This window comes from Mesorhizobium sp. M7A.F.Ca.ET.027.03.2.1 (assembly GCF_003999175.1).
Lineage (GTDB): Bacteria > Pseudomonadota > Alphaproteobacteria > Rhizobiales > Rhizobiaceae > Mesorhizobium.
Map to the genome: position 1 here is coordinate 1 of NZ_RZOM01001621.1, position 830 is coordinate 830.

An 830-nucleotide genomic window follows, 5' to 3' on the forward strand; every position below is an offset into this window, starting at 1 on the left:
GTCTTGGGGTTCATTGGCATTTTCGCCCCTCGAATCAACTTGGGAAGAATTCGTCCATGGAAGACAGTTTGACCGAATTAGCAGCCCGGCTCCAGATGAAATGGGAGGCGTGGGCGCCAGCGATTGGCCTTGGTGTAGCCGCCGCATTAGGCATGGTTTGGACCGTCTATCTGCCGATTGTCGGATTGCGTCACCTGCTCGGATATAATTAAACCTCCAGCATCCGCACTACGGCATTCCAGCCGTAGGATTTTGCTGCAACGCCTGTGACAGTTACTTCCAGGCCGAGCGTCCCGAGCGCGACAGAGCAATCCAGCGATGCCGCGTCAGTCGCATTTTCGCCTATGACCGTCTTCGTGATCGACCCTTCAGTTGCCAGCGTTCCAGATGTGTTGCGCACCACGCCCGTAAAGGTGTAGCCGGCGCTGGTCGAGGCCGAGCCATCAGTGCGGCGGGCAAAAACATCAATGGTGTACTTCGCGCCGCCACCTGTCCTCATCGGTACATAGGTCAAACCGGCATCGAACGTCAGCAGGCCAGGCGTTGCGTCGGTCGTGATCCTACCGCCTTTGAACAGGTCGCCGCCCTTGTTGCCTTCGACAAAGGCGAAGCGCGACGCATCGTTCGTCGGCTTTCCGGTGGCTGTACCGGAATAGGTGTTGCCCTTAACCTCGACATTCGGTGACGTGCCCGTAATCGACACGTCATTGACGGCTGCCCCCGTCGTCGGCTTGAAGACACCGCCTGTAACTTTTTGCCGGCGATCCGTACCGCTGGTGAGAACGACGAAAGCCGACCGCGCGTCGGCAATCATGGCATGGGTCTTCGAC

General features: G+C 58.3%; 2 protein-coding genes. One reads left to right on the top strand and one right to left on the bottom strand.

Going from position 1 to position 830, the window contains the following annotated elements:
• On the top strand, positions 1-212 hold a 212-nt coding region (locus EN750_RS40165; RefSeq protein WP_210212805.1), incomplete at its 5' end, for a hypothetical protein.
• Here the strand turns inward: EN750_RS40165 and EN750_RS36870 are convergent.
• Positions 209-814 (bottom strand): hypothetical protein, encoded by a 606-nt coding sequence (locus EN750_RS36870; protein ID WP_127399451.1) that lies wholly within the window; start codon positions 812-814, stop codon positions 209-211. The two genes, EN750_RS40165 and EN750_RS36870, sit on opposite strands and share 4 nt — an antisense overlap.
• Positions 815-830 lie beyond the last annotated feature (16 nt).

What these genes read in the sequence shown, in the direction of transcription:
- EN750_RS36870 (WP_127399451.1), bottom strand. Translation starts at nt 814, where the DNA reads ATGATTGCCGACGCGCGGTCGGCTTTCGTCGTTCTCACCAGCGGTACG.